General features: G+C 46.5%; 20 protein-coding genes and 1 pseudogene. 8 read left to right on the forward strand and 13 right to left on the reverse strand.

Going from position 1 to position 24,078, the window contains the following annotated elements; translation table 11 throughout:
* Positions 1-26 precede the first annotated feature (26 nt).
* On the reverse strand, positions 27-1,037 hold the full coding sequence (locus DBX26_RS20275; RefSeq protein ID WP_118120729.1) for a putative 2-aminoethylphosphonate ABC transporter substrate-binding protein: 1,011 nt from the start codon (positions 1,035-1,037) through the stop codon (positions 27-29).
* 268 nt (positions 1,038-1,305) lie between these two features.
* On the opposite strand from DBX26_RS20275, the gene phnW reads away from it, so the two are divergent.
* From phnW to phnX, 3 genes are all read left to right on the forward strand, one after another.
* Complete coding sequence (gene phnW, locus DBX26_RS20280; protein WP_118120730.1) at positions 1,306-2,430, forward strand: 2-aminoethylphosphonate--pyruvate transaminase; 1,125 nt, start codon at positions 1,306-1,308, stop codon at positions 2,428-2,430.
* A gap of 11 nt (positions 2,431-2,441) precedes the next feature.
* Positions 2,442-3,821, forward strand: a complete 1,380-nt coding sequence (locus tag DBX26_RS20285; RefSeq protein ID WP_118120731.1) for an aspartate aminotransferase family protein — start codon at positions 2,442-2,444, stop codon at positions 3,819-3,821.
* Positions 3,822-3,898: 77 nt separating this feature from the next.
* Positions 3,899-4,714, forward strand: coding sequence for a phosphonoacetaldehyde hydrolase (phnX, locus tag DBX26_RS20290; RefSeq protein WP_118120732.1), 816 nt, complete (start codon positions 3,899-3,901; stop codon positions 4,712-4,714).
* A gap of 64 nt (positions 4,715-4,778) precedes the next feature.
* Here phnX and DBX26_RS20295 read toward each other — a convergent pair whose 3' ends face one another.
* Both DBX26_RS20295 and DBX26_RS20300 read right to left on the reverse strand, forming a co-directional pair.
* A complete protein-coding gene (locus DBX26_RS20295; RefSeq protein ID WP_014233575.1) occupies positions 4,779-5,126 on the reverse strand; it encodes a hypothetical protein in 348 nt (115 codons plus the stop codon).
* Positions 5,127-5,135: 9 nt separating this feature from the next.
* Positions 5,136-7,169 (reverse strand): S8 family serine peptidase, encoded by a 2,034-nt coding sequence (locus DBX26_RS20300; protein ID WP_118120733.1) that lies wholly within the window; start codon positions 7,167-7,169, stop codon positions 5,136-5,138.
* Positions 7,170-7,641: 472 nt separating this feature from the next.
* Between DBX26_RS20300 and DBX26_RS20305 the strand changes: the two genes are divergently transcribed.
* Positions 7,642-8,895, forward strand: a complete 1,254-nt coding sequence (locus DBX26_RS20305; RefSeq protein WP_118120734.1) for an SGNH/GDSL hydrolase family protein — start codon at positions 7,642-7,644, stop codon at positions 8,893-8,895.
* Positions 8,896-8,958: 63 nt separating this feature from the next.
* Here the strand turns inward: DBX26_RS20305 and DBX26_RS20310 are convergent, their stop codons facing one another.
* Genes DBX26_RS20310 through macA form a run of 3 tightly spaced genes read right to left on the reverse strand, consistent with a single transcriptional unit; the run spans position 8,959 to position 13,472 of the window.
* A complete protein-coding gene (locus DBX26_RS20310; protein ID WP_118120735.1) occupies positions 8,959-10,347 on the reverse strand; it encodes an efflux transporter outer membrane subunit in 1,389 nt (462 codons plus the stop codon).
* A 1-nt stretch (position 10,348) separates the two neighbouring features.
* Positions 10,349-12,298, reverse strand: a complete 1,950-nt coding sequence (locus DBX26_RS20315) for a MacB family efflux pump subunit (RefSeq protein ID WP_118120736.1) — start codon at positions 12,296-12,298, stop codon at positions 10,349-10,351.
* Between the two features lies 1 nt (position 12,299).
* A complete protein-coding gene (gene macA, locus DBX26_RS20320; RefSeq protein ID WP_014233570.1) occupies positions 12,300-13,472 on the reverse strand; it encodes a macrolide transporter subunit MacA in 1,173 nt (390 codons plus the stop codon).
* Between the two features lie 316 nt (positions 13,473-13,788).
* Here macA and DBX26_RS20325 point away from each other — a divergent pair, with 316 nt between their 5' ends.
* A complete protein-coding gene (locus DBX26_RS20325) occupies positions 13,789-14,223 on the forward strand; it encodes a hypothetical protein (RefSeq protein ID WP_118120737.1) in 435 nt (144 codons plus the stop codon).
* Between the two features lie 73 nt (positions 14,224-14,296).
* Here DBX26_RS20325 and DBX26_RS20330 read toward each other — a convergent pair whose 3' ends face one another.
* On the reverse strand, positions 14,297-14,836 hold the full coding sequence (locus tag DBX26_RS20330) for an NUDIX hydrolase (protein WP_118120738.1): 540 nt from the start codon (positions 14,834-14,836) through the stop codon (positions 14,297-14,299).
* Positions 14,837-14,874: 38 nt separating this feature from the next.
* A complete protein-coding gene (yjjG, locus tag DBX26_RS20335) occupies positions 14,875-15,549 on the reverse strand; it encodes a pyrimidine 5'-nucleotidase (RefSeq protein ID WP_065297919.1) in 675 nt (224 codons plus the stop codon).
* Between the two features lie 131 nt (positions 15,550-15,680).
* Here yjjG and DBX26_RS20340 point away from each other — a divergent pair, with 131 nt between their 5' ends.
* Both DBX26_RS20340 and DBX26_RS20345 read left to right on the forward strand, forming a co-directional pair.
* Entirely contained in the window at positions 15,681-16,586 is a 906-nt protein-coding gene (locus tag DBX26_RS20340) for a LysR family transcriptional regulator (protein ID WP_065303246.1), read from the forward strand.
* A 174-nt stretch (positions 16,587-16,760) separates the two neighbouring features.
* Positions 16,761-17,462, forward strand: a complete 702-nt coding sequence (locus tag DBX26_RS20345; protein ID WP_014233565.1) for a GntR family transcriptional regulator — start codon at positions 16,761-16,763, stop codon at positions 17,460-17,462.
* Between the two features lie 60 nt (positions 17,463-17,522).
* Here DBX26_RS20345 and DBX26_RS20350 read toward each other — a convergent pair whose 3' ends face one another.
* From DBX26_RS20350 to DBX26_RS20365, 5 genes and pseudogenes are all read right to left on the reverse strand, one after another.
* Entirely contained in the window at positions 17,523-18,800 is a 1,278-nt protein-coding gene (locus DBX26_RS20350) for an amidohydrolase family protein (protein ID WP_118120739.1), read from the reverse strand.
* Positions 18,800-19,507 carry an ABC transporter ATP-binding protein gene (locus DBX26_RS25760; protein ID WP_301951790.1) on the reverse strand — a complete coding sequence of 236 codons (708 nt, stop codon included), beginning with the start codon at positions 19,505-19,507 and terminating at the stop codon, positions 18,800-18,802. The genes DBX26_RS20350 and DBX26_RS25760 overlap by 1 nt, the downstream gene beginning before the upstream one ends.
* An 84-nt stretch (positions 19,508-19,591) precedes the next feature.
* Positions 19,592-21,283, reverse strand: a pseudogene (locus DBX26_RS25765) (ATP-binding cassette domain-containing protein); the annotation flags it as partial.
* Positions 21,280-22,149, reverse strand: a complete 870-nt coding sequence (locus DBX26_RS20360; protein WP_020334353.1) for a branched-chain amino acid ABC transporter permease — start codon at positions 22,147-22,149, stop codon at positions 21,280-21,282. The pseudogene DBX26_RS25765 and the gene DBX26_RS20360, both read right to left, overlap by 4 nt.
* A 42-nt stretch (positions 22,150-22,191) precedes the next feature.
* Positions 22,192-23,376: an ABC transporter substrate-binding protein gene (locus tag DBX26_RS20365; RefSeq protein ID WP_174234201.1), complete on the reverse strand. Its 1,185-nt coding sequence runs from the start codon at positions 23,374-23,376 to the stop codon at positions 22,192-22,194.
* A 162-nt stretch (positions 23,377-23,538) separates the two neighbouring features.
* Here DBX26_RS20365 and DBX26_RS20370 point away from each other — a divergent pair, with 162 nt between their 5' ends.
* On the forward strand, positions 23,539-23,943 hold the full coding sequence (locus DBX26_RS20370; RefSeq protein WP_118120741.1) for a nuclear transport factor 2 family protein: 405 nt from the start codon (positions 23,539-23,541) through the stop codon (positions 23,941-23,943).
* The last annotated feature ends 135 nt before the right edge of the window (positions 23,944-24,078 follow it).

The raw sequence follows: 24,078 nt of genomic DNA on the forward strand, positions 1-24,078 counted from the left end.
CAGTAAAATCCTGTATGCGCAGAATGTTACGATTTTGGCTCTGATTTCGCGTCAAATTTCTCAGACCATGTCGCTAGAATTTCTGCACGCTTACTGCCCATTTGTGCAAAGTCCATCTTCGCCATGTTTTCTTGAACATTCGGGAAATTAGACACCGTCGCTTTCACGTCTTTGTGAGCGACAACAGGGTACATTTCTACGTATAGCTCATTCGCTGCTTTCGAAATGGACCAGTCAACCACGCGCTTCGCCGCATCTGACTCTTTAACCAGACCTACCGCTTCTGATTCCCAGCCGATGCCTTTCGGAGTGATCACTGACAAAGGTGCGCCCTGAGTTTTCAGCTTCGCACCACGGCTTGCCATAGAGATACCGATAGCCACTTCACCCATACCCGCCTGAACACATGGCTTAGAACCAGAGTGTGTGTAGTGAGCAATGTTTTTATCTAAGTCACGCATGTAGTTCCATGCCTGATCTTCACCCATATTTTGCAGCCAAGCAGAAACCTGCATGTAACCCGTGCCAGAAGATGCAGGGTTTGGCATGGCAATGTGACCTTTATAAACTGGCTTAATGAGGTCTTCCCAAGACGTTGGCTTAGGCAGGTTAAGTTGTTTGGCAACCGCTTCGTTGAAACAAACTGCGTTAAAGAACGCATCGTTACCGAACCACGCTTGATTGGATTGTGGGTCATTAAGGTTCGCATGAAGATCCGCCAAGCCTGCAGGCTGGTAAGCCTTTAACAGGCCTTCTTCTTTCAGTAGTGCCATTGACGATCCAGCAAGACCCCACACGACTTCTGCCTGAGGATTATTCTTTTCTGCCAGCAATTTCGCCGTCATGATACCTGTTGAGTCGCGAACCCACTTAATCTTGATATCTGGGTTGTCTTTCTCAAACGCAGACTTGTATTTAGCAAGAATGTCAGTTTCGAAAGCGGTGTAAACCGTCACTTCCTGTGCAGCCAGTGCATTAGTAGCTAGCAGAGATACAAGCGCAGCCAGCGGTCCTTTCATCAAACGGTTTTTCATCATTTTCTCCAGTTAATTTGGCTAAGTATTCATTTTGGTCTGTACCAGTTGACGATAATTACCCTACTGACCCAATGTGACGAATTCATGATCGTTAAATGGCAGTTTTGCGAAAACTTTCTTCAAATCGCCCTTCTTTTAACCATTAAATTTGCCATATTAAAGTTTTATGAAATTCATCGATCGACTATTTACGTGCCTTTTTCTCACCTGCTAAAGTTAATTTCATATTTTGGTGTAGACCAATAAGTTAATTCTGACGGAAAGAGAAATGAAAAACGAATACCTGCTACTGACCCCTGGCCCTTTATCTACCTCTGAAGGCGTGCGTGAAGCAATGTTGAAAGACTGGTGCACATGGGACGATGACTACAATAAAGATATCGTAGAAGTGATCCGCACGAAGCTCGTCAAGCTGGCAACAAAAAAAGACGGCTACACCAGCGTATTAATGCAAGGTAGTGGTACTGCATCGGTAGAAGCAACCATTGGTAGCGCGATTGGTAAAGATGGCAAACTGCTTGTCGTCGACAATGGTGCCTATGGTGCTCGCATCGCTCAAATCGCCGAATATCTGAATATTCCATGCCATGTGGTTTCCCCTGGCGAAACATCACAGCCACACTTGAACGAAGTGGAAACTGCATTGGCATCGGATCCTACTATCACGCACGTGGCGATTGTTCACTGCGAGACAACCACTGGCATGCTCAACCCTATCGCCGATTTTGCATCGGTCGCGAAAGCGCACGGTAAAGTCGTCATTCTCGATGCCATGTCGAGCTTTGGTGGCATTCCAATGGATATCGCCGATCTTGGTATCGACTTTATGATCAGCTCAGCGAACAAGTGTATTCAAGGCGTTCCGGGCTTCGGTTTTGTGATTGCAAAGCAGAGCGAGCTTGAAAAATGCAAAGGCCAGGCACGTTCACTCAGCCTCGACCTATATGACCAATGGCACTGCATGGAAGTCAACCACGGTAAATGGCGTTTTACTTCTCCGACTCACACGGTGCGAGCTTTCTATCAAGCATTGCTAGAACTGGAACAAGAAGGCGGCGTAGAAGCCCGTCATCAGCGATACCAAACCAACCAGAAAACGCTGGTAGCGGGTATGCGTTCACTTGGTTTCGAACCACTACTCAATGACGATCTACATTCACCTGTCATCACTTCTTTCTACTCGCCAACACACAGCGATTACCAGTTCAAAACGTTCTACATGCGTTTGAAAGAGCAAGGCTTCGTAATTTATCCAGGCAAAGTATCAAACGCAGATTGCTTCCGCATTGGCAACATTGGTGAAGTGTATCCTGTAGATATTGAGCGTCTGATCGGGGCGGTAAAAAACGCGATGTACTGGCAAAACCAACCAGATCAAAAGTTGGCGAGCTGAGATAAATCACGATGAGTCAGAATGTAAAGCCAACGCATTTCCGTAGCGAAGGCGACGTCAATACAACGCCCGCTCGCCAAGTGTGGAATGAATCAATGGACGACGAACGCACGCAAACTCTATTGAAGCGTGACTCCGACGTATTTCTGCATCAAGCCATGTCGACGCCGTGTCTCGATACATTAGAGGCAGCAGAAGGCATCTACATCCAAGATGCTAACGGCAAAAAGTATATGGACTTTCATGGTAACAACGTTCACCAGCTTGGTTATGGACACCCGCATGTTATTGAACGGGTGCAGGAACAAATCGCTAAGTTGCCGTTTTCACCTCGCCGTTTTACCAACGAAACCGCAATTGAGTGCGCAGAAAAACTGACGCAAATCTGTGGTGGAGAGTTAAACCGCGTTTTGTTTGCTCCGGGTGGAACATCAACAATAGGTATGGCACTTAAACTGGCTCGTCACATCACGGGTAACTATAAAGTGGTATCACTGTGGGATTCTTTCCATGGTGCATCTTTAGATGCGATTTCAGTTGGTGGTGAAGCCTGTTTTCGTCACGGTATGGGGCCATTAATGGCTGGCGTGGAGCGAATTCCACCAGCGGTTTCTTACCGAGGAGCCCTTCCCTCACCAGATGGTCATGATGTGCACTACGCCGACTACCTTGAGTACGTGATCGAGAAAGAAGGTGGCGTAGGCGCGTTCATTGCTGAAGCGGTGAGAAATACCGATGTTCAAGTGCCAAGTAAAGCCTACTGGAAACGCATTCGGGAAATTTGTGACAAACACAATGTCATGCTGATCATTGATGACATTCCCAACGGCATGGGTCGCAGTGGCGAATGGTTTACTTATCAGGCTTACGATATAGAGCCAGATATTCTGTGTATCGGTAAAGGATTAGGCGGTGGTTTAGTGCCAATCGCAGCCATGGTCACCAAAGATAAATACAACACGGCTGAGCAAATCTCGATGGGTCACTACACCCATGAGAAAAGCCCTATTGGTTGTGCCGCAGCACTGGCAACCATGGAAGTCATTGAACAAGAAAGCCTGCTTGATAAAGCAAAATCCGACGGCCAATTCATGCGCGAAAAGTTACTCGAGATGAAAGCTAAGTACCCGGTAATTGGCGACGTTCGCGGCATCGGCATGCTTTGGGGGGTAGAACTGGTTACGGACCATGAGACTAAACAGCGCGCGTTTGATGAAGCAGAAGCTGTGTTGTACCAATGCCTGAACAATGGCGTGAGCTTTAAGGTCTCACAAGGCAATGTGATTCAACTTAGCCCACCACTGGTCATCACTCGAGAACAATTAACGCAGGCGATGGCAATATTTGAAGAAGCCATCGCCAAAGTATGTAAAGACTTTAACTACCTGTAAGGTCTGCTGACCTTTTACGAAACCTACGTTATCCAAAGCGCCAGAGCGCACTTTGACAAGCAATAAAAGGATTGACCATGAGCAACTCACCAATTCAAGCAGTCATCTTTGACTGGGCAGGCACTATCGTCGACTTCGGTTCCTTTGCACCTACCAGCATCTTCGTCGAAGCGTTTAAGCAAGGCTTTGATTTTGATATTAACCTTGAAGAAGCGCGCGAACCAATGGGGCTGGGAAAATGGGACCACATCCAGGCGGTTGGCCGTATTCCTGCGGTTGATAAGCGCTGGAACGAGAAGTTCGGTCGCTCGATGACCAGAGAAGACATCGACGCAATTTACGCGGCATTTATGCCTCTTCAAAAAGCGAAAGTTGCGGACCACGCTGCGCCTATCCTCAACGCAATTGACGTGGTCAACAACCTAAAAGCCAAGGGCATTAAAATCGGCTCTTGCTCTGGTTACCCGCGTGAAGTGATGGACGTGCTTATTCCTGTTGCCGCAGATTACGGTTACCAGCCTGACTACGTAGTCGCAACCGATGACCTGCCACAGGGAGGACGCCCTGCACCATTTATGGCACTGAAAAACGTTATAGAACTTGGCGTGACAGATGTAAATGCGAGTATCAAAGTGGACGACTCTGCACCGGGTATCTTCGAGGGTCATAACGCTGGCATGTGGACAGTGGGCCTTCTACTTTCGGGGAACGAGGCAGGTCTTACATTTGAAGAGTATCAAGCGGCAGACAAAGCAACGCTAGATGCTGCCCGTGAGAAAGCACGCGCAAAACTTATCAAAAGTTCACCTCATTACTTGGTTGACACTATCGCAGATCTACCAGAAGTGATTGCAGATATCGAGCGTCGTTTGGAAGCTGGTGAGCGTCCTTAATTCGTCTAATAAGCAGAAAAAACGCCCCTCTTTTTAGCGGGGCGTTTCTCTTATTGAGGCTATATTATTGAGACAATAGCTTTCGCGTTGGTTCTTGCTCAGTGTATTCAACCGATTCGTTACCAGATAGCTTATCGACGTCCGCTTGTTCGCCGCTCACTACTAGTACCTGTTGCTTCACCAAAGCATCGACCACTTCAAGGTTATGCTGACGAAGAAGTGCTCTCACTTCGCTTTCTTTCCCCTTGTGATACTTTACAAAGTAACGCGCAGGTTGTTGCTCAGCTTGTTCAGAACGTTCATCCACGAGCGGAAATCCTTGATTGTTCGCCAAGCTGGCCGAACTCAGTCCGATTGCCAATAGTGCGGTAGCACCCACCGCAGACAGAGAAAGTAAGGTCGACTTCTTCATGGCCACTCCTTATTGAAAAGTCAGATTCCAGCTGTTGATTGTGCCTGTGTCTCTTCTGGCACTGTCTACGGCTTTTAGTTCCCACGAGCCTTGTGATTCAAAACCAGAGAAATCCGCTTGGAAAGTGGTTTTGATATCGTTAGCACTTCCGCCTGTATTGTCATGCAGCACAACTTGTCCACCCGTTGGTGAAGTCAGCGTCACTCGCAGGTCGCCGATGTAAGTATGGCTAATATCAACGTCAATACTCACCGTACCTGAATCACCAGAACGATCGACATCGAGCGCGCTGATTGCCCCTGATGCTTTGTTATCAGGAATCGCCACGGGATCCGTGTTTGAGTAGCTTGAATCCGAAGCGCTACCTCCGCCATCAGGGCCGTTACAGCCTGCATCCAGGAACAGCTTCGCCGCTTCTGCATTGACTAAGCCGTGGCCAGTACGGTTGTCTCGACCTGCCACATCGATATCTGTCGCGGTTTGAACGAGAGCATTACGCACTTGTGCCGCAGTACACGTTGGGTGGTAGCTCCATACCAAGCCCGCCACGCCAGTCACGTGAGGTGTCGCCATCGATGTACCATTGTAGTACTCGTAGTCTTCACCTGTCGTTGTGGACACAGTGATCTCCTGCCCTACGTAGCCAAGCAGCTCTTGACCAAATGATCGATCAACAGTCACTGATACCATGCGATATGCATTATTCTGGTCAACTAAAAACGGATTTTGTAAACCAGGTAATTCCGTATTACTGTACACAATTGCAGCACTAGCACCTGCATTGTAACAAGCTTGCACAGCGTCCACTTCTGGGTAATTACCTGAAGATTGGTTACCAATACGCTCAGCCAGACAGATTTTTCCTGACATATCACCGCAATTAAAATTACCACCAGAGACATCACAACTTTCTAAGGTAGCCGTCACGGAGCCCGCCACAGGATCCGGTACATAAGACGTGCCGTTATTAATCAAACGATTGTGAGGAACGATACCGCGATCAAACTGGCTTACACCATTAAGAGTGATGTCCGACAGTTTACCCTCACCGACGGTAACGGTAGAAAGGATAGCAACACCCGGTCCGGCGACTTCAACCTGATCCGTCGCTTGAGAAAACGCAGCATGATCATTTTGATTATCAACGGCCGCAATCGACATGACCGAATCGTAAGATGCCGGGTAACTGTGTGCCGTATTGCCATCATTGCCCGCTGCTGCAATAAGAAGAACACCTTGGTCATAAATATCTTGTAGTGCATTTTGCTCGGTCCGGCTAGATTGGCTACCACCGAGGCTCATATTCACTACATTTGCGCCGTTATCTGCACACGTTTGAATCGCTTTAACTAAACCGGAAGAGTAACCCCAGCCAGATTCGTTAAACACTTTCACAATGTGTAGATTGACGTTTTGATTTGGCATGACTCCCTTAACGCCCTCGGTATTTGCAATTGCCGCGATCGTACCTGCAACGTGAGTTCCGTGAGCGTTATTATTCCCTGGTTCACTCCATGAACCCGTACCGCTGTCGTTTGTGCCTGCTACGCGGTTGCCGCTAAGATCGTTATGTGAAAGATCGTATCCAGAGTCAATGATACACACGGTACGATTGCCTGCGTTAAAGTCATCCAGCTGCTGAGCATTGACTGCGTTATAGCCCCATGGTGTCGTTTCACTGAGCAAGTAACGCGGTGGATCGACTTCCACATATTCTACATCGCTGCGGTTGCGAAGTTGCGTGAGTTCATCAGCATCGATTTCCACGCTGTAGATAGCACGGTTACCCAGCTTCTCAACTTTTCGTGCTTTTACCTGTTTTAAAACAGACTCTTGTGCTATTCGCGGCCCCCAAAATGCGTTGCCTTGCATGGAAGAACCACCAGCCTCGTCCTCAGTAAACTTGACGATATATTTCTTCGGTAACTTGGATTCATCAAATCCCATCGGTGGTGCCGAATACGCCGACAAAGAAGTCGTTAGCGCAACGGCCAAGGCAGACAATGATAATAAGCCCTGTTTTTTAGTTGTTGTGTAATGCATTTGCTCTATTCCTTATATGAGCTGATTTTTTATTCACTATATCCTCATGAAAAATCACCAACTCGGTGTTCACATGAGAGACTCAGCTATAGCCCATCACCTGAAAATGCCAAATAATTCGGTTCATGAATGTAATTTTTTGTACAAAAGATCATTCAATAAACATTTTCAGTTAGCATTACAAACACAAACAAACACTTATAAAGCAAAGACTTATATAAACAAAAAGTGAATGTTAAATTAATGTTATTGAGTAATTATTCTATATTTTGGTTGCCTTTATCATTTCCATACTGAATGCGTTTTTTGACCATGGTGCCAAAAGGAAAATATTGAATATTCAGATGTTGACTATGTAGAGTTTTTACTCAAGGTTATACATTGTAGTGAGAGAAATTCTCATTTGATTGCTTTTATAACCCGGTATTTTTCCAATTGCTTGGAACAATAACCAAAACGAGAAGAGTGAAAGATGAAACGAACAATCACACTGTTAACCGCGTTGCTCCCGTTTGCTTCTGCAATCGCTGAACAGCCAGCATTATCTCCAGAAAAAGTTTCGGCGTCCGAAGTGATCAGTGCGCAAGAAAACCAAACTTACACTTACGTCCGCTGTTGGTATCGCACTAGTTATTCTAAAGATGACGTTGCCACTGATTGGGAATGGGCAAAAAATGAAGATGGGAGTTATTTCACTATTGACGGCTATTGGTGGAGTGCAGTTTCGTTTAAAAACATGTTTTATACCAACACGACTCAAAATGTCATCCGCCAACGATGTGAGTCTACGCTGGATTTAGCTAACGAAAACGCTGATATCACATTCTTTGCCGCTGATAATCGCTTCTCATACAACCATACCATTTGGAGCAACGATGCGGCGATGCAAACGGACCAAATCAATAAGGTGGTTGCTCTGGGGGACAGTTTATCTGACACCGGTAACATCTTTAATGCTTCACAATGGCGCTTTCCTAATCCAAACAGCTGGTTTCTGGGCCACTTTTCAAATGGCTTTGTATGGACGGAATACATCGCGAAAGCCAAAAATCTACCCCTTTACAACTGGGCTGTCGGTGGCGCTGCGGGTGAAAATCAGTACATCGCACTCACAGGTGTTGGCGAGCAAGTCTCTTCTTATTTAACTTATGCAAAGCTGGCTAAAAACTACAATCCAGCCAATACCTTATTCACATTAGAGTTTGGGTTGAATGATTTCATGAATTACGACCGTAGCGTAGCAGAAGTGAAATCGGACTACGCTGAAGCATTGATTCGCCTGACGGATGCAGGAGCGAACAACTTTTTGTTAATGACGCTGCCAGATGCCACGAAAGCGCCTCAGTTCAAATACTCTACGCCGGAAGAAATCGAAAAGATTCGCGCAAAAGTGTTAGCGATGAATGAGTTCATCAAAGAGCAGGAGAAATATTACAAAGCGCAGGGTTACAACATCACACTGTTTGATACATATGCGCTGTTTGAGGCCCTGACTTCAGCGCCCAAAGATCATGGCTTTGTAAATGCAACAGAGCCTTGTTTGGACATCAACCGCTCCTCTTCAATGGATTACCTCTACTCACATGCGTTACGCTCCGAGTGTGCAAGCTCTGGCGCTGAGAAGTTCGTTTTTTGGGACGTCACTCACCCAACAACCGCAACACACCGCTATGTAGCGGAGAAAATGCTCGAGAGTAGCAATAACTTAGAACAACACCATTTCTAAGCTTTGATAAAAATGGCCACGCTAAAACGTGGCCATTTTATGTTTCTACTTTTACGCGGGGAGTTACAACGGCGCTATGTCCGTACCACCTAATGATTGATATAGCGTTACCTGAGTAATGAATTGATTGTATCGATTCTCAAGCAAAGACGCTTCTGCGTTTCTGGTGTTTTCCTGAGCATCTAAATAGTCCATGATCGAAGTAGAGCCATACTGGTATCGCGCAGCATAAATCTTCTCAGCGGCACTGGCCGCATCATATTGCTCTCGCAAACGATCAGATTGATACATCAACTTTTCGCGTGCTGACAGTGCGTTCTCCACATCCTGGAATGCGGTGTACAACACTTGGCGGTAATTGACGATAGCCGTTTTGTACTCGACGTCCGCAATCGCTTTATTGTTCTCCATTTCGTTCCATTGCAGAAATGGCAATGTGATGTCTGCGCCTAACGTGCCTACGGGGTTAGAAAGCAAGTCTTTTAATGCCTCTGAAGAACCACCTAGCGCTCCCGTTAACGTCAGCTCAGGTAGGTAATCCAGATCAGCGGCGTCTTTGTTTGCCAGAGCAGATTTCACGTCATAAATCGCAGCTTTGACATCAGGCCGACGAATCAACAGATCGGCAGGAACACCTACATTGAGCGACGGAACGCTTTCATCCGGTAACATGCGAATAGTGTCACTCATACTCTGAGGAGGCTGATTGAACAAGATGGCAAAGGCGTTATTCGCCTCTAACAAGCTCTGTTCGAACTCACTCTGCTGCGCTTGCAAACTTGCCAGTGAACTTTTCGCTTCCAGCACATCAAGCTGATCAACCGCACCCAGCTCATACTGCCTTTGAATCAGATTCAGGGTTTGCTGTGCATCATCAATGTTATTTTGGCCAAGTTGCAATCGCTGCTTAAGATAACCAATTTGCCAGTAAAGTGAAGCGGTGGTCGCCACCAAACTTTGAGCTGTGGCTTCGCGATCTTCTTTGCTCGCCATTGCCGCCCATTTTGCTGCATCGATATCAGCAGAGACCTTACCCCACAAATCCAACTCGTAACCGACAGTTAAATTCGTGCTGTAACTGTCACCCGATTCACCACTGTCTAGCCACTTTTCGACCTGAGCAGAAGTCGATGAGCTGAATGTCGGAAACAGGTCATCTTTCGCTAACCCTAATTGCAAACGTGCTTTTTTCAGTGTCAGCGTCGCGACTTCCAGATCGTTATTTTCCTGAAGTACTTTATTGATGTAACTATTCAGGTTTGGGTCATTAAACGCCAGCCACCATGGGTCGATACTGACACCACCAGCGACATGCACCTGCTGCCAGTTTGTCGGCACCTGAACTTCAGGTGCCTGATAATCAGAACGCATCATTGAGCCACACCCAGCAAGCAAGGCTGCGCCTAATGCAACGGCAAGAAAGCGAGTTTTAAATTTTGTTGTATTCGTCATGCTAGTCTCTCGCTAGTGCTTCAATTGGATCGAGTTTTGCGGCGTTACGCGCAGGTAAGAAACCAAACGCAATACCAATCAGAGTCGAACAGATAAATGCAGAAATGATAGAGTTCATCGAATAGATCATTTGGAAACTGCTGCCTGATGAGCTAAACGCGAAGCCAATCAAAAACGCTAAACCAATCCCCGTTATACCGCCGCACAAACAGACCAGTACGGCTTCAATCAAGAATTGCCTGAGAATATCTGCCTGCCTTGCGCCAACCGCCATTCGTACACCAATCTCTTTGGTCCGTTCGGTGACTGATACCAACATGATATTCATCACTCCAATTCCCCCAACGATAAGAGAAATCACCGCAATCGCAGAAATGAGCAGCGTCATCGTGGCCGTCGTCTTCTCGATATTTTGACGAATTGTGTCTGTGTTGATGGTAAAGAAATCTTCCGTGCCATGGCGCATTTTCAGCAAGCTGATGATGCTTTGCTCGGCGGCGCTGCTGGAGGCATTTTCATCAATTCTGACAGTAATGCCATTAAGGTAGCGTTGTCCCATCATACGACCAGACATCGTGGTGTATGGCACCCAGATTTTCAGTGCTTCACTATTACCAAATGCATCATCTTTCTTTTGCGTAACGCCAACAATTCGCACTGGCAGTGAGCCAAGGAATATCACTTCACCAATAGGGCTTCGATCAGCGAACATCTCTTTTCTGGTGTTGTCATCAATTACCGCTTCTTGTGCGAGTGAACTGACACTATCTTCATCCCAAAACTGACCCTGAGCAATCTCATAGCCACGAACGCGGAAATAATCTTCACCCACACCCTCGATGGTTGCCGACGCATCTTGGTTGGCGTATCGAACGGTTAAGCTGTTCGAAATTGAAGGCGTTACACTATCCACAAATGGCAGGCTCTTTAGTGATTCAGCATCATCCGCGGTCAGAGTCCGAATTCTTCCTGAGCGTCTGTCACCAAAACCGGTTCCGGGCCTGATATCAATGGTGTTGGTGCCCATAGAAGCAATATTCGACAAAATCTGTTGCTGAGTACCGTTACCGAGAGCGACCACCGATACGACAGATGCAATGCCAATGATGATCCCTAGCATGGTCAAAAACGTGCGCATTCGATGGCTGGACATAGCAAGCAGCGCCATTTTCAATGCATCAACGAAGCTATCCCACTTCCACCATTTACTGGCATCCTGCTGCGATTGTTTCTTCACTTCTGCCTGAGCATTTTTGGCTTCACTGACGTTTTGTTTATCGGAGATGATCTCCCCATCTTTGATTTCGATAATTCGGTCAGCAAAATTCGCCACATTCATATCATGAGTGACGAGAATGATAGTGTGCCCAAGCTGGTGTAGCTCTTTGAGCAAAGCCATCATCTCTTCACCACTGTGGCTGTCCAGCGCTCCCGTCGGTTCATCCGCCAGAATAACTTCACCGCCATTCATCAGCGCACGCGCGACACTCACGCGCTGCTGTTGGCCACCACTCAATTGGCTCGGTTTGTGAGTCAGGCGTTCTCCAAGCCCCAGCCGTGTCAGCAATGATTTGGCACGCTCTTCTCGTTGACGATGAGGAACACCCGCATACACCGCAGGAACTTCCACGTTACCCACAGCCGTTAAATCGCCAAGCAAATGATATCTTTGAAAGATAAAGCCAAAATATTCACGTCTTAGCTCAGCCAGCTCATCAGACTCCAGCGTCGAAACGTCTTGACCGTTAATGAAATAGCGGCCGCTTGTGGGTTGATCCAGACAGCCCAGTACGTTCATCAGCGTGGACTTACCCGAACCAGAGGCACCAACGATAGCCACCATCTCACCGCGCTTAATCTCTAAATTAATGTGATTAAGTACGGTAAGTGACTCATCACCGGACACAAAATTCCGGCTTAAGTCCTCTACTTTTAATAGAACTTGGCTCATCTTATAACCCCATTGGAGGTCCAGGGCGTCTGCTACTTGACGAACCACCTGCCGTTGCTGTGCCCAATACCACTTGATCGCCTTCCTGCAGGCCAGAAAGAATTTCAACATTCACTTTATTATTGATACCCACTTTAACCGGCTTTTGCACCACTTGACCGTTTTCCAGAACCGGAACCGTATAAGCGTTTTTGCCACCCGATTTTTGCAGTACTTGTGCCGGGATAACGAGTGTATCTTGAGATTCTTCCAGAACAATCGAGACTTGAGCCGTCATACCGATGCGCAGAACACCTTGCGGGTTATCAACATCAAAAACGGCGTTGTAATAGATAGCATCACTATCAGAGATCGTTAAATCGCTGTCATCGCCATCCATAATCGTTGGCCCGGGTTCGATGGCACGTAAGACTCCCTGATATTGCTGATTAGGTTGACCAAGAATTGTGAACACCGCCGTTTGACCGGGATGAACGAAGATAACATCAGCTTCCGAGATTTCAGCTTTTACCGTCATCGTATCCAGCTTGGCAAGTTCGATAATGGTTGGAGTGGTCTGATTGGCGTTGACGGTTTGTCCTTCTTCAACAGAGGTGTAAACCACGGTGCCATCCATCGGCGCATTAATGGTCGTATAACCTAAATCGACTTTAGCACTGTCGACATTGATCTTGGCTTTTTCAATTTCGGCATCGAGCTGTGCAAGTTCTGCTTTGTAGATCGCTAATGAGGCTTCTGCATTTTCAAAATCAGCTCTTGAGCTCGCTTTTGCCGCTAGCATACCTTTTTGACGCACATACTCGTAGTTTGCCTGCTTGATTTCAGCCTGCTTTGCCTTGTATTGCGCGTTGAGACTGTTCAGAGATGCTTGCGCCTCTTTGAGGCTATTTTGTTGAGTCAGGCTGTCAATTTGGGCAATAAGATCGCCTTGTTTTATCTCGTCACCGAGACTGACCGCCAAACTTTGAATCTGTCCTGAGACCTGAGCACCAACATTAACCAGCTTCGATGCCTGCAACATTCCATTCGCCAAAACAGCTTTTTCAATGTTCCCTTTGCGTACCGTTTCTGTGGCATAAGAAGAGAGTTCTTCCGGAGGTTGTAAAAAGTACACTCCAGCCGCACCAGCGAGAAGAACACCACACAATGCGAGCCATTTTTTCTTGAGTTTCATAAAAGATGTGAAGTAAGTAATCGTTATTATTTTATACTGCGATTTAATCAAGACGTATAGGCAGGTAGTCGTAAAGATAAGTAAAGTATCGTCAAGATTCTTCTCCCCGAAATCTAGATAACCTAGCTAAATTAAGTCGTGAGATGTCCATTCCTGAACTACACTAAGCGATGGATTTACAATAAGAAAATCGGCTTAAGCTGCCCAAGTAAAAACTAGTCTTGTCTTTAAGACAACACCAGTTTTTGACGGAAAAAGAGCACAGTGCCCATCGAATTGAATTAAAAAACGTCTAAGTTTATTGCGAGGAAAAGATATGAAACTACTGAAAACCATCTCACTCTGCCTTTTAGCGGCCTGTGCGTCATTTCAATCGGTCGCGAGTGATAGTGATTGGGACAAAATTGCGGAGAAAACCGTAAGCTTTAAATCAGAGACAGACACTGTAAACCCTCTATCTCCGTTTGCGAATGCTCGTTTTAGTCACATAAAGATCAAATGTACGCAAGGTACCGTGAATCTAAAGAGCATTAAAGTCATAATGAAGGACGGCAAAGAAAAAACATTCGACAGTTTGGGTGTTCTCACCAGTGGCATGTCATCACGCAGCCTGAGCCTTCCAACAAAAGATGAGGCTAAACTAGATAAGATCGAATTGAATTACGAATCTGTTGGCAATACTGCGCTACAAGTCACTGGTGTGACTAAAAAAGCACATGTGGAAATATTAGGTAAGAAAGTCGACGAATAAACGACATATCATGTCTGATACAGCGGCACCATGCCGCTGTAAAAATTCAAAACCAACCAATAATCGTTTGGAATTAAATGAATTTCTTGAGTTTCGCTAAACCATAAGCGGCAATCGTCACACTGTCTTTGATTGACCCTTCTATCATCATCTGCTCGAATTCTTCTACAGAGAATGCCCGGGAAATAAGATCTTCTTCTTCGCTATCAAGCTTATTGCCCACTTCAGTAAGATCGCTTGCAAAGTAAACGTGGCAAGTCTGATTCAGAAAACCGTAAGCAATAAACTGAGGACCCACGTACTCCATTGTTCCCGCTAACATACCAGTTTCTTCTCGCAGTTCGCCTTTTGCGAGTTCCAGCGGATCAACATCCGGGCTGGATTCCCAGGCACCTTGCGGGATCTCCCAGCAACGCTGTCCTACGGTATAACGAAACTGTTGAACCAAGTGAATCATTCCATTATCGATAGCAAGTATCGCCGCACAGTCTGGTTTGTCGACAACACCGTAGATGCCTTTCGCGCCACTTGGACGCAAAATTTTGTCTTCACGAACCGTCATCCACTTATTTTGATAGACAATTTTACTGTCGAGCTGCTTGATATCTGACATGGTTATTCCTTGTTTATTAAAGCCTATTTATTGACTCTCTACGCAATCAAAATGTTCTTTAGTTCACTCAATGATTCTACGGTATAGCTAGGTGCGATACGTTCGTCAACACTTGCGCCGGTGGTGTTCAGCCAACAGGTTTCAATGCCAAAATTATTACCGCCCAAAATATCTGAGTGCAGATTATCACCTACCATCAATACACGCGTTTTACATGGGTGACCCATTTGCTGCATGGCGTATTCAAAAATGCCTAAGTCCGGTTTTGCGACACCAACTTGCTCGGAGATCACGATTTGCTCAAAGTAGTCGGTCATACCGGTACGTTCAAGACGGATAGCCTGCAACTCAGTAAAGCCATTGGTGATGATGCCCATTTTAGCTTTACCTTGTAGCGCTTCCATCAGTTCTTTCGCCCCTGGCAGCAGGCTACAAATGTCAGCCATGGCTTCTAAAAACGCGCTGTTTAATTCTGCGGTAGTCGTATTGAGCTTTTCTGCCCATTCGGTAAACCGTTTGTGTTTAAGCTCATCTGCTGACACTTTTCCATCTTGATAGTCAACCCATAGTGGCTTGTTTACCGTTTGGTAGTGAGCAAAATCTTGCTCTGTAAAATCTACGCCTTTGCGAGAAAACATCAGTTGCAAACCTTTGAAAGCGTCAAAGTGAAACAAGGTCTCGTCAGCGTCAAACAGAATCCAATCGTACTTCATTTTTTCATCCCAAAATTCAAGGTCGTCGATAATCTTATGGGTACATAGTCTAGATTGTTTTCCTCTGGAAGATAATCACTATAATTGGAAATTAATTGTATCCTTTGAATCAACAATGTAAGGAGATTGATGTGAATGCGATAGCCTCCCTGCCGGTATTTGTGGCGGTGGTAGAGTGCGGCAGCTTTTCGCTTGCAGCCAAACAACTTAACCTGACGAAATCTGCCGTCAGTAAGCGCATCAATCAACTGGAAGACGATCTCGGCATTCGTTTACTTAACCGCACCACAAGAAAATTAAGCCTGACCGAAGCGGGCAGACGCTACTTTGAATATGCGTCTCAAGCGGTCAATCTTGCTCAACAAGGTGTTGATGCGGTTTCCGAGTTACAAGGCTCTCCGCAAGGGCGGCTTAAAATCACTGTGCCGATGTCATTTGGCGTGCTGCATATCGCGCCTCTAATCAGTGAGTTTCTCTCTCGTTACCCTAAGATCGAAGTGGACTTGAACCTCGAAGATAAGATGGTCGACTTGATCAAAGACGGTTTTGATTTGGGTATCCGCATTGGAGAGTTAGCCTCCTCTAACTTAGTTGCCAAGCGTCTCGCACCTTGTAAAAGTGTACTTTGCGCATCACCCGATTACCTTGCTGAGTTCGGTACTCCGCAAAAGCCAAGTGATCTGGTTGCCCATAACTGTCTGCTGTATTCGTACTTTCGAGGTGGCGTAGAGTGGATGTTCATTAACAACGGCAGTGAATACCGCGTTTTGCCAAAAGGTAACTTTGTTGTGAATAACAGCGAAGCCATTCGGCAACTTCTGCTGAGAGGTTCTGGTGTTGCGCAGCTACCCACTTTTATCGCATCAAGAGACATCGCTGCTGGTAACCTCAAAGTAGTCATGGAAGATTACGCGCTACCAGAGCACGCCATTTATGCCGTTTTTCCAGAACGTAAACACATGCCGTTAAAAGTGAGGGTATTTATCGACTATATCAGCGAAAAGCTGGGGACTGATTTACCCTACTGGGATCGCTAACTAAGGTTTACGCTAACCTATTCATCAGCACTGAAGTTTCAAATCTGGTGCGCTGTTCTGATATAGTAGGAGCAAAGCTCAGAAGTTAGAAAAAGCGTTAAGAATTAAAGATAAGGCAGAGACTAAAAACAGCTGAAGTTGAGTTTAGTATTTGAAAAATGGGGTGATAAAAATATGGTTACGTCGCGCTCTAAAGCTTCGACTCATAAACAACAAGAAGTACAACGCATTATGGGTTCCTTGTCCAAAGCTATTGCCCAACACAAGCTTAAGCCCGGCCAACGTCTTGTTGAAGCTCAAATCGTTGCAGCATTGGATGCAAACCGAAACCATGTTCAGACTGCGCTACAACGTCTGGCGCTACAGCACATCGTGACCATAGAGCCAAATCGAGGGGCTTGGGTTTCACAGCCAAGTGAAGAAGAAGCCAGGGAAGTATTCGCAGCAAGGCGAGTGATTGAAAGAGGTATTGTTGAGGGCATTTCACCTCAAATCATTGAAGATCGCTGGTCTGAGATTGAAGCGCATATGGTCGCAGAACGAGAAGCGATTAATACCAATGACCGCCGCGCCATTATCAGTGCATTAACCAAGTTCCACAGAATGCTCGCAGATATGTGTGGAAACCAAATATTGATCGAGATGTTCGACAACTTAATGGTGCGCAGTTCACTGATCGTCGCCCTGTATCAGCGTAACGATGTACCATCTTGCCAGCATGACGAACACCAATCCCTTATTGACGCACTAAAGTGCGGTGATGCGCAGCAAGCAACGTCGGTAATGATCGCTCATTTAGATCACTTAGAAGCGGAGCTGGTACTGAGTAGCAGCAAAGATCAAGAACTGGAGCTAAACGAAGCACTTCGCGGATAATCTAAACAGAAAAAGGGAAGTGAACCCTTCCCTTTTTCTGTTTAGCTCGAGATCAAGCCATTACTCGTTCACTACCGTACCTGCAACGGTAGACTGAGGGGGCTTTAACATCGTCTTCTGCCGAGTAAAAGTAACCGCTCCGCGCTTAAGCCCCATACTTGGAGGTTGAATAGTCGCCACCACTTCCGCTTGAGAATTGGCGTCAAAAAACACCACATCCGCAACCTTTCCCACACCAATGCCGTAGTCAGCTAAACGCATGATCTTTGCCGACTCACCGGAAATCCATTCAAAGCACTGACGAAGCTCATTCGGGGTGCCCAACTGCGCTATATTTGCGTACAAATTTGCTTGCCTAACCTGAGACGCATCGCCGTAAGGGGTAAATGGGTTCTCAATATTATTACTTGAAACAGAACAACAGACACCATGAGCACTCAATGGCAAAAGCGGTGCAACCCCTCTTGGCACTAAATGATCATACTCTCTTCCATTTAAAAACAAGTCGGTGCTCGGCAGAGCCGTTAACCGCACACCCGCACTAACCATTTGCTTTGCTATTTCCGCCAGATAATCCGGTTTAAGAGCAGAGAGTTTGGTTACATGCCCAACCGTTACACGGTCTTGATATTCGAACTCTCGAGTCATTTCCAATACATGGGGTAAAGACATGCTGGAACTGTCCAAATCAAAGTCAAGGTGAAAATCCAAATCCACATCGTGCTCGACAGCCAGAGCAAATAACGTTCGTATCTGCTGCTCGGGATCGCTATCGGTATACGGACATCCTCCCAGTACATCTGCACCCTGCTCTAACGCAGACACTAACAGGTCGTAGGTACCAGGGTTATTGTGTAGCCCTTCCTGAGGGAAAACACATAGCTCTAGCGTGATCGCCCAGGCATAGTCTTGTTTTAACTGCTTAATCGCATCAAAACTGGTCAATCCGATCACCGGATCAATTTCTACATGCGTTCGCATGTAGCTAGTGCCTTGAGTGATCGCTTTTTCCAGTACTCGCTTTCCTCTCTGATAAACATCATCGTAAGTGAATGCATGCTTCAGAGCCGCTGTCTGTTCAATCGCTTCCTGGAGTGTTCCTTGCTGTAGCTGACAACGTGAGACGGTACACGCTTTATCAAGATGAACATGAGTTTCTATTAAGCCCGGAAGCATCAGTTGTCCTTTCGCATCAATCACGTTATCCACTTCCAAACCAGAAACGTCGACTTCATTTTGAGACAGAAACTGAACAAAATATCCCTGCTTTATCAGTGCAACCTGGAAAGCATCTTGTCCTTCTAAACGGAAGTTAATCACTGCGGTATCGGCTTTCATTAACTTGCTCCCATGTACGCTTTTTCTAACTCAGAATCGGACAATAGCTGTTCTGCAGTGCCAGATTGCACCACTTTTCCTGTTTCGAGAACGTAGGCACGATCGGCAATCTGTAACGCCAAGTTAGCCATTTGATCAACTAATAAAATGGTTACCCCGTCGTCACGAAGCTGCGCCAGTGCATCATACAGTTCACCGATCATCGAAGGGGCCAGACCAAGTGACGGTTCATCCAACAGCAGTACTCTCGGCTTGGCCATCAAGGCACGACCGACAGCAACCATCTGTTGTTCCCCACCAGAAAGCAATCCGGCAGGACTGTCGATTCTGTCCCGTAAGCGAGGAAAGCGTTGTAAAATGGCTTCGATTTCAGACTCTGGCTCGACAGTGTCCTGTCTTGAGTAAGACCCCATCAGTAAGTTGTCTTTCACGGACAATTCACCGAATAATTGACGCCCTTCGGGTACTAATGCTAAGCCGCGTTTGGCGATTTGATTAGCATTAAGCTCATGGATATAGCTATCGTCCAAACCGATTGTTCCAGCCCCTGCTTTTTTCAGCCCAGCCATCGCTTGTAAGATACTGCTTTTACCTGCGCCATTCGCCCCTAGAATCGCAACACACTCCCCCGGATTGACTTCAACATCAACATCTTCAACCACAGGTGATGCGCCATAATCTATGGTCAGGCCTTTGGTAAACAGCACTGACTCTCTGGTGGCTCGCCATTTTTCAGCTCGCTGTGGCGCTTCATAATTGGTCGCGCCAAGATAGGCAGCAATGACCTTCTCATTGTTCTGAATCTGTTTTGGTTCTCCCAACGCGATCGGTTTACCGACATCTAACACCAGAATTTGGTCACTGACTCCCATCACTAACTTCATGTCATGTTCAACCAGAATGACGGCGATACCAAATCCGGCAATGGACTTGATAAGCCCAGCCAGCTGATCCGTATCTTCACGGCTTAACCCTGCGGCAGGTTCATCCAACAACAGAACCCAAGGACATGTGGCTAATGAACGAGCAATTTCAACCAAACGTCGGTCGACATGAGGTAAATCTTGAGCTGGAGTATTAATCGAACCTCGATAACCCACCAGCGCGAGCAGGTTTAAAGCAAGATCACGTTGCCCTGCTTGTTCCGCATAGAATGGGTGTCCGATGCTGCCTTGCTGCATTGCCGCGAGGAGGTTTTCTAACACCGACATACTGTCAAACAGCTGGCTGGTTTGGTAAGTACGAGAAATGCCACAACGAGCGATTCGATGAGCACTCATGCCAGCCAACTCTTCATTGAGCTTGACGCTGCCGTTATCCGGATTGTAAAAGCCGCTGATCATGTTGAGTACCGTCGTCTTACCGGCACCATTTGGACCGATAATACTGGTTACTTTGCCCAGAGGAGCTTCAAAGCTGACGCCTTGAGCGGCCGCAACACCACCAAAGCTGATACTAATGTCATCAACACGCAATCCATTGAGTCCATTGTCAGCTCGGTCATAAAACGTACCAATCAGGTGACGATTGACCGATTTGGGTGGTAGTTGTATTGAAGTACGACGAAACTTAACGCTGATTTCGCCAAGAAGTCCCCGAGGCGCCCCCCAAAGAACGGCAAGTAAAAGTGCTGCGAAAATAAGCAGACGGTACTCTGCCAACGGAGCAAGAAGTTCTGGCAACAAAACGACAATCGCCGCACCAATGACGGGCCCCCACAATGTGCCAACCCCACCAAGAATCACCACTAATACAAACAAGATCGATTGAGTAAAAGGGAAGGTACTAGGACTGATATACATCATCAATGGGGGGATCATAGCGCCAGCCAAACCCGCGAACAGCGCTGAGATGGCAAACGCCAGTGTTTGTGTCTGCAGCGGATTAAAGCCTAGCGAACGTGCTGCGATCGGGCTAGATTTTACCGCTCGCATCGCTTTTCCCCATCCACTCGAATAGAGATGTTGGTAGACCAGTAATGACGATCCTAAAATCATCACGCCGATCAACGCCAGTAATCGCTCTGCTTCCAAATCACCGAGCTCAGGCATAGGAATGCCCATTAAGCCGTTTGCGCCCCCGGTGACATCACGCCATTCCATCAAGCCATGATGAACAACAAAAGCAAAAGCGATAGTGACCATGGCCAAATAAGGCCCGCTCACGCGCATAGCCGGTATCGCTAACAAAGCGCCGATACCACCACAAACCAAAGCGGCAGACAGCACGGCTAATCCAAACGGTACATCATTTAACAGTAGAAGCGCACTGATGTAAGCACCTATTGCGTAAAAGGCAATATGTCCAAAGCTTATCTGTCCACTCATACCCATTAAAATGTTCAGTCCAACCCCCACTAAAGCAGTGATAACACATAAGGTAAACACCAATAGCGAGTAACTATCGAGTAGGAAACACAAAAGCGAACCTACCAACGTGGCGACTGCGACTAGTAACCACGATTTTGTTCCTGTCAAACTCATACTTTGATCTCCTGACCTCTGACAAACAGTCCATTAGGTTTCACTGCTAGGGCAAAAATGACGAGTGTAAAGGTGATGATCTGTGTAAATGCAGAGCCCAGATAAACGGTTACGATTGCTTCTACCAAGCCAAAAATGATGCCAGCGGTAAACACACCAGATGCACTGGTAATGCCTCCCAAAATAGCAACCGCAAATGCTTTCAGACCGAACAAGGTGCCCATATCCGAATGAACGGCAAATAATGGGGCAATCAAAATCCCGGCAATCGCGGCCAGCACGGTAGACACCGCAAAGCTCGCTGCGACCACGCGTCCAACGTTAATCCCCATCAGTTGCGCTGAATTCGGGTTTTGTACACAAGCCTGAAGTACTTTTCCAAGACGGGTATGACGCACAGCATAGGCAAGCAGCAAAGCGATAATGACGCCAACGATAGGAATGATGATTTGCAAGGCGTAAACACCACTCCCAAACAAATCAATACTGGTCGTCGCAAATGCGTTACTGAACTGGCGGGGTTCTTTGCCAAATGTAAACAAGACGGCGTTATCAATCAGAATGCCTCCCGCGACCGTCGCCATAAGCCAGGCGTCGGATCCTTTCATAGCAAACGGACGGACGAGAAACCTCTCAATAACCAAACCGTATAGTGCACTCAGCATTAAGGTGATACAAAACGCCATCCAGTAAGGCATTCCCCAAGTAATACACAAGGTATAAGCCAGTACCGCTCCGAGCATCATAGCGCTGCCCTGAGAAAAGTTTACGGTCTTACTAACGATGTAAGTGATATGAAACCCGAGAGCAAGGAGAGCATACATGCTCCCCAGACCTAGCCCGGTAATGATTGCAGCAGTTAACATTGCTTCACGCTCTCCTAACGTTGACCTAGTGACTAACTATTCTTATTGCACAGGAACAATTTGATCGTTTACGAAGTGAGTGAATACATAATCTTTCGCGCCAATCGCATCATGTTGTGTTTCACTGAATGGGCGTTTGAAATCCTTGATTAGCCCCTTGTAGTCATCGATACGATAGTAACCAGAACGAATGTCACTGCCTTTTGTCGAACCGGCATTTTCAATCGCCAGCGCCGTTAGGTGCATCGCATCATAGGCGTTGGCGATCCCCACAGCTGGCGTCACGTCAGCAACTGTTTTTATTTCCGGGAATTTAGCCTGCAACTTGGCAAACACGTCACCACCTTTTCCAGACTGAGTATCGGTAAACGTAAAGGTTTGAATAAAGTGCACGCGATCAGCAGTTGGTCCGGCAAGTTCACCAAAGCGACCACCAGCAGGCCCCCAGTGTGAAACCACAGGAACATCCCAGCCCATACGCTCAAGTGACTTCACTACCTGAGCCGACGGTGCTACGTTAGCGACCATCAACAAAGTGTCGGTGCCTTTCTCTTTCAGTCGAGTGAGTTGCGGAACCAGATCTACGTCACCTGACTCAATTCGTTCGATGCCAGTGTATTCCATACCACGAGCTTCAAGCGCGAGTCGAAACCCTTTCTCATTGGATTCGCCCCATGGGTTATTAATCAGTAGCATACCTGGCTTTTTCATTTCGTATTTATCGATGGCGTACTGCACTAAAGCTTCGTCAACGACTTCATCAACAGCAGAAACACGGAAAACATAGTTCTCTTTCGCACCATTTTTCGTAATCGGTGTCCCAGCAGCCCATACGCCCATGAAAGGCATTTTCATTTTGTTTGCCACAGGAACAATGGCCAATGAGACTGGCGTATCCAGCCCGCCAAACAGTACAGAAACATCTTCCTTCTGAATCAGTTCACGGGCGGCCAGTAAACCTTTAGACGGATTACTTTCATCATCACGACGCACTAGCTCTAGCGGACGTCCAAGTACGCCACCAGCCGCGTTAATTTCATCAATGGCAACTTCTAAACCTCTTGTTATCGCCTCGCCTGATTTTGCAGACTGCCCAGAAAGTGCCGCTACTAGCCCCACTTTGATCGGTTCAACGGCATAAGCAGAAATAGCGCTTAACGAAAGCGCCGTACCAACCCCAACCTTCAATCCTTTATTCACCAATTTCTTCATTGTTAAACGCTTCATAAAATCCCTCTCTTATTGATTGCTAGCTATTGCACAATTATTGCTAGCAATTAAGATGCCAGACGAAAAGCCCTGATTTTCGGTGAATTAACGTAAAAATGTGCACAAAAATGATCCGATTTGGATAAATTTGCACCAAATGTATACAACAAGGAAGAAGATATGACAGAAGTAGATAAAGCAGTAGAAATCGTGAGTAAGTTTTTAGAGGCGTCAATGATTCCAGATCCAGATACTGCCGCTACCTACATGAATAACGGAGTAAAGATCACGTTTACTGGACGCCGAGAGATGGAAAATGCCCAAGCTATCACAGCATTTAACCAGCAGCGCTATCAGTGGGTAAAAAAGAATATCGTCCAGTATGATGCGATGCAGAAAGAAGATCATTGTGTGGTTTACTCCATCGGATACTTGTATGGACAATGGAAAGATGGTCGTCACTTTGATGGTAACCGCTACACCGACCGTTTTGAGGTGCGTAATGGGAAAATCACCAAAATGGATGTACTTAATGACAGTGCTGAATGGATCCTAACGCCAGAAATAAATCGCGAAAAGGCATAACTCCCCCCTTTCTCAACTACTTAACTAACCTGCGTTCAGGTTAACTACAATAAAAAAGCCTGCAAATGAAGTAATTGCAGGCTTTTAGCTATAGTTCAAATCATATTGTAGAATTAGCGCCAGGTTAAATCTTAA

This window comes from Vibrio sp. dhg (genome assembly GCF_003443775.1).
In the GTDB taxonomy this organism is placed as follows: domain Bacteria; phylum Pseudomonadota; class Gammaproteobacteria; order Enterobacterales; family Vibrionaceae; genus Vibrio; species Vibrio natriegens.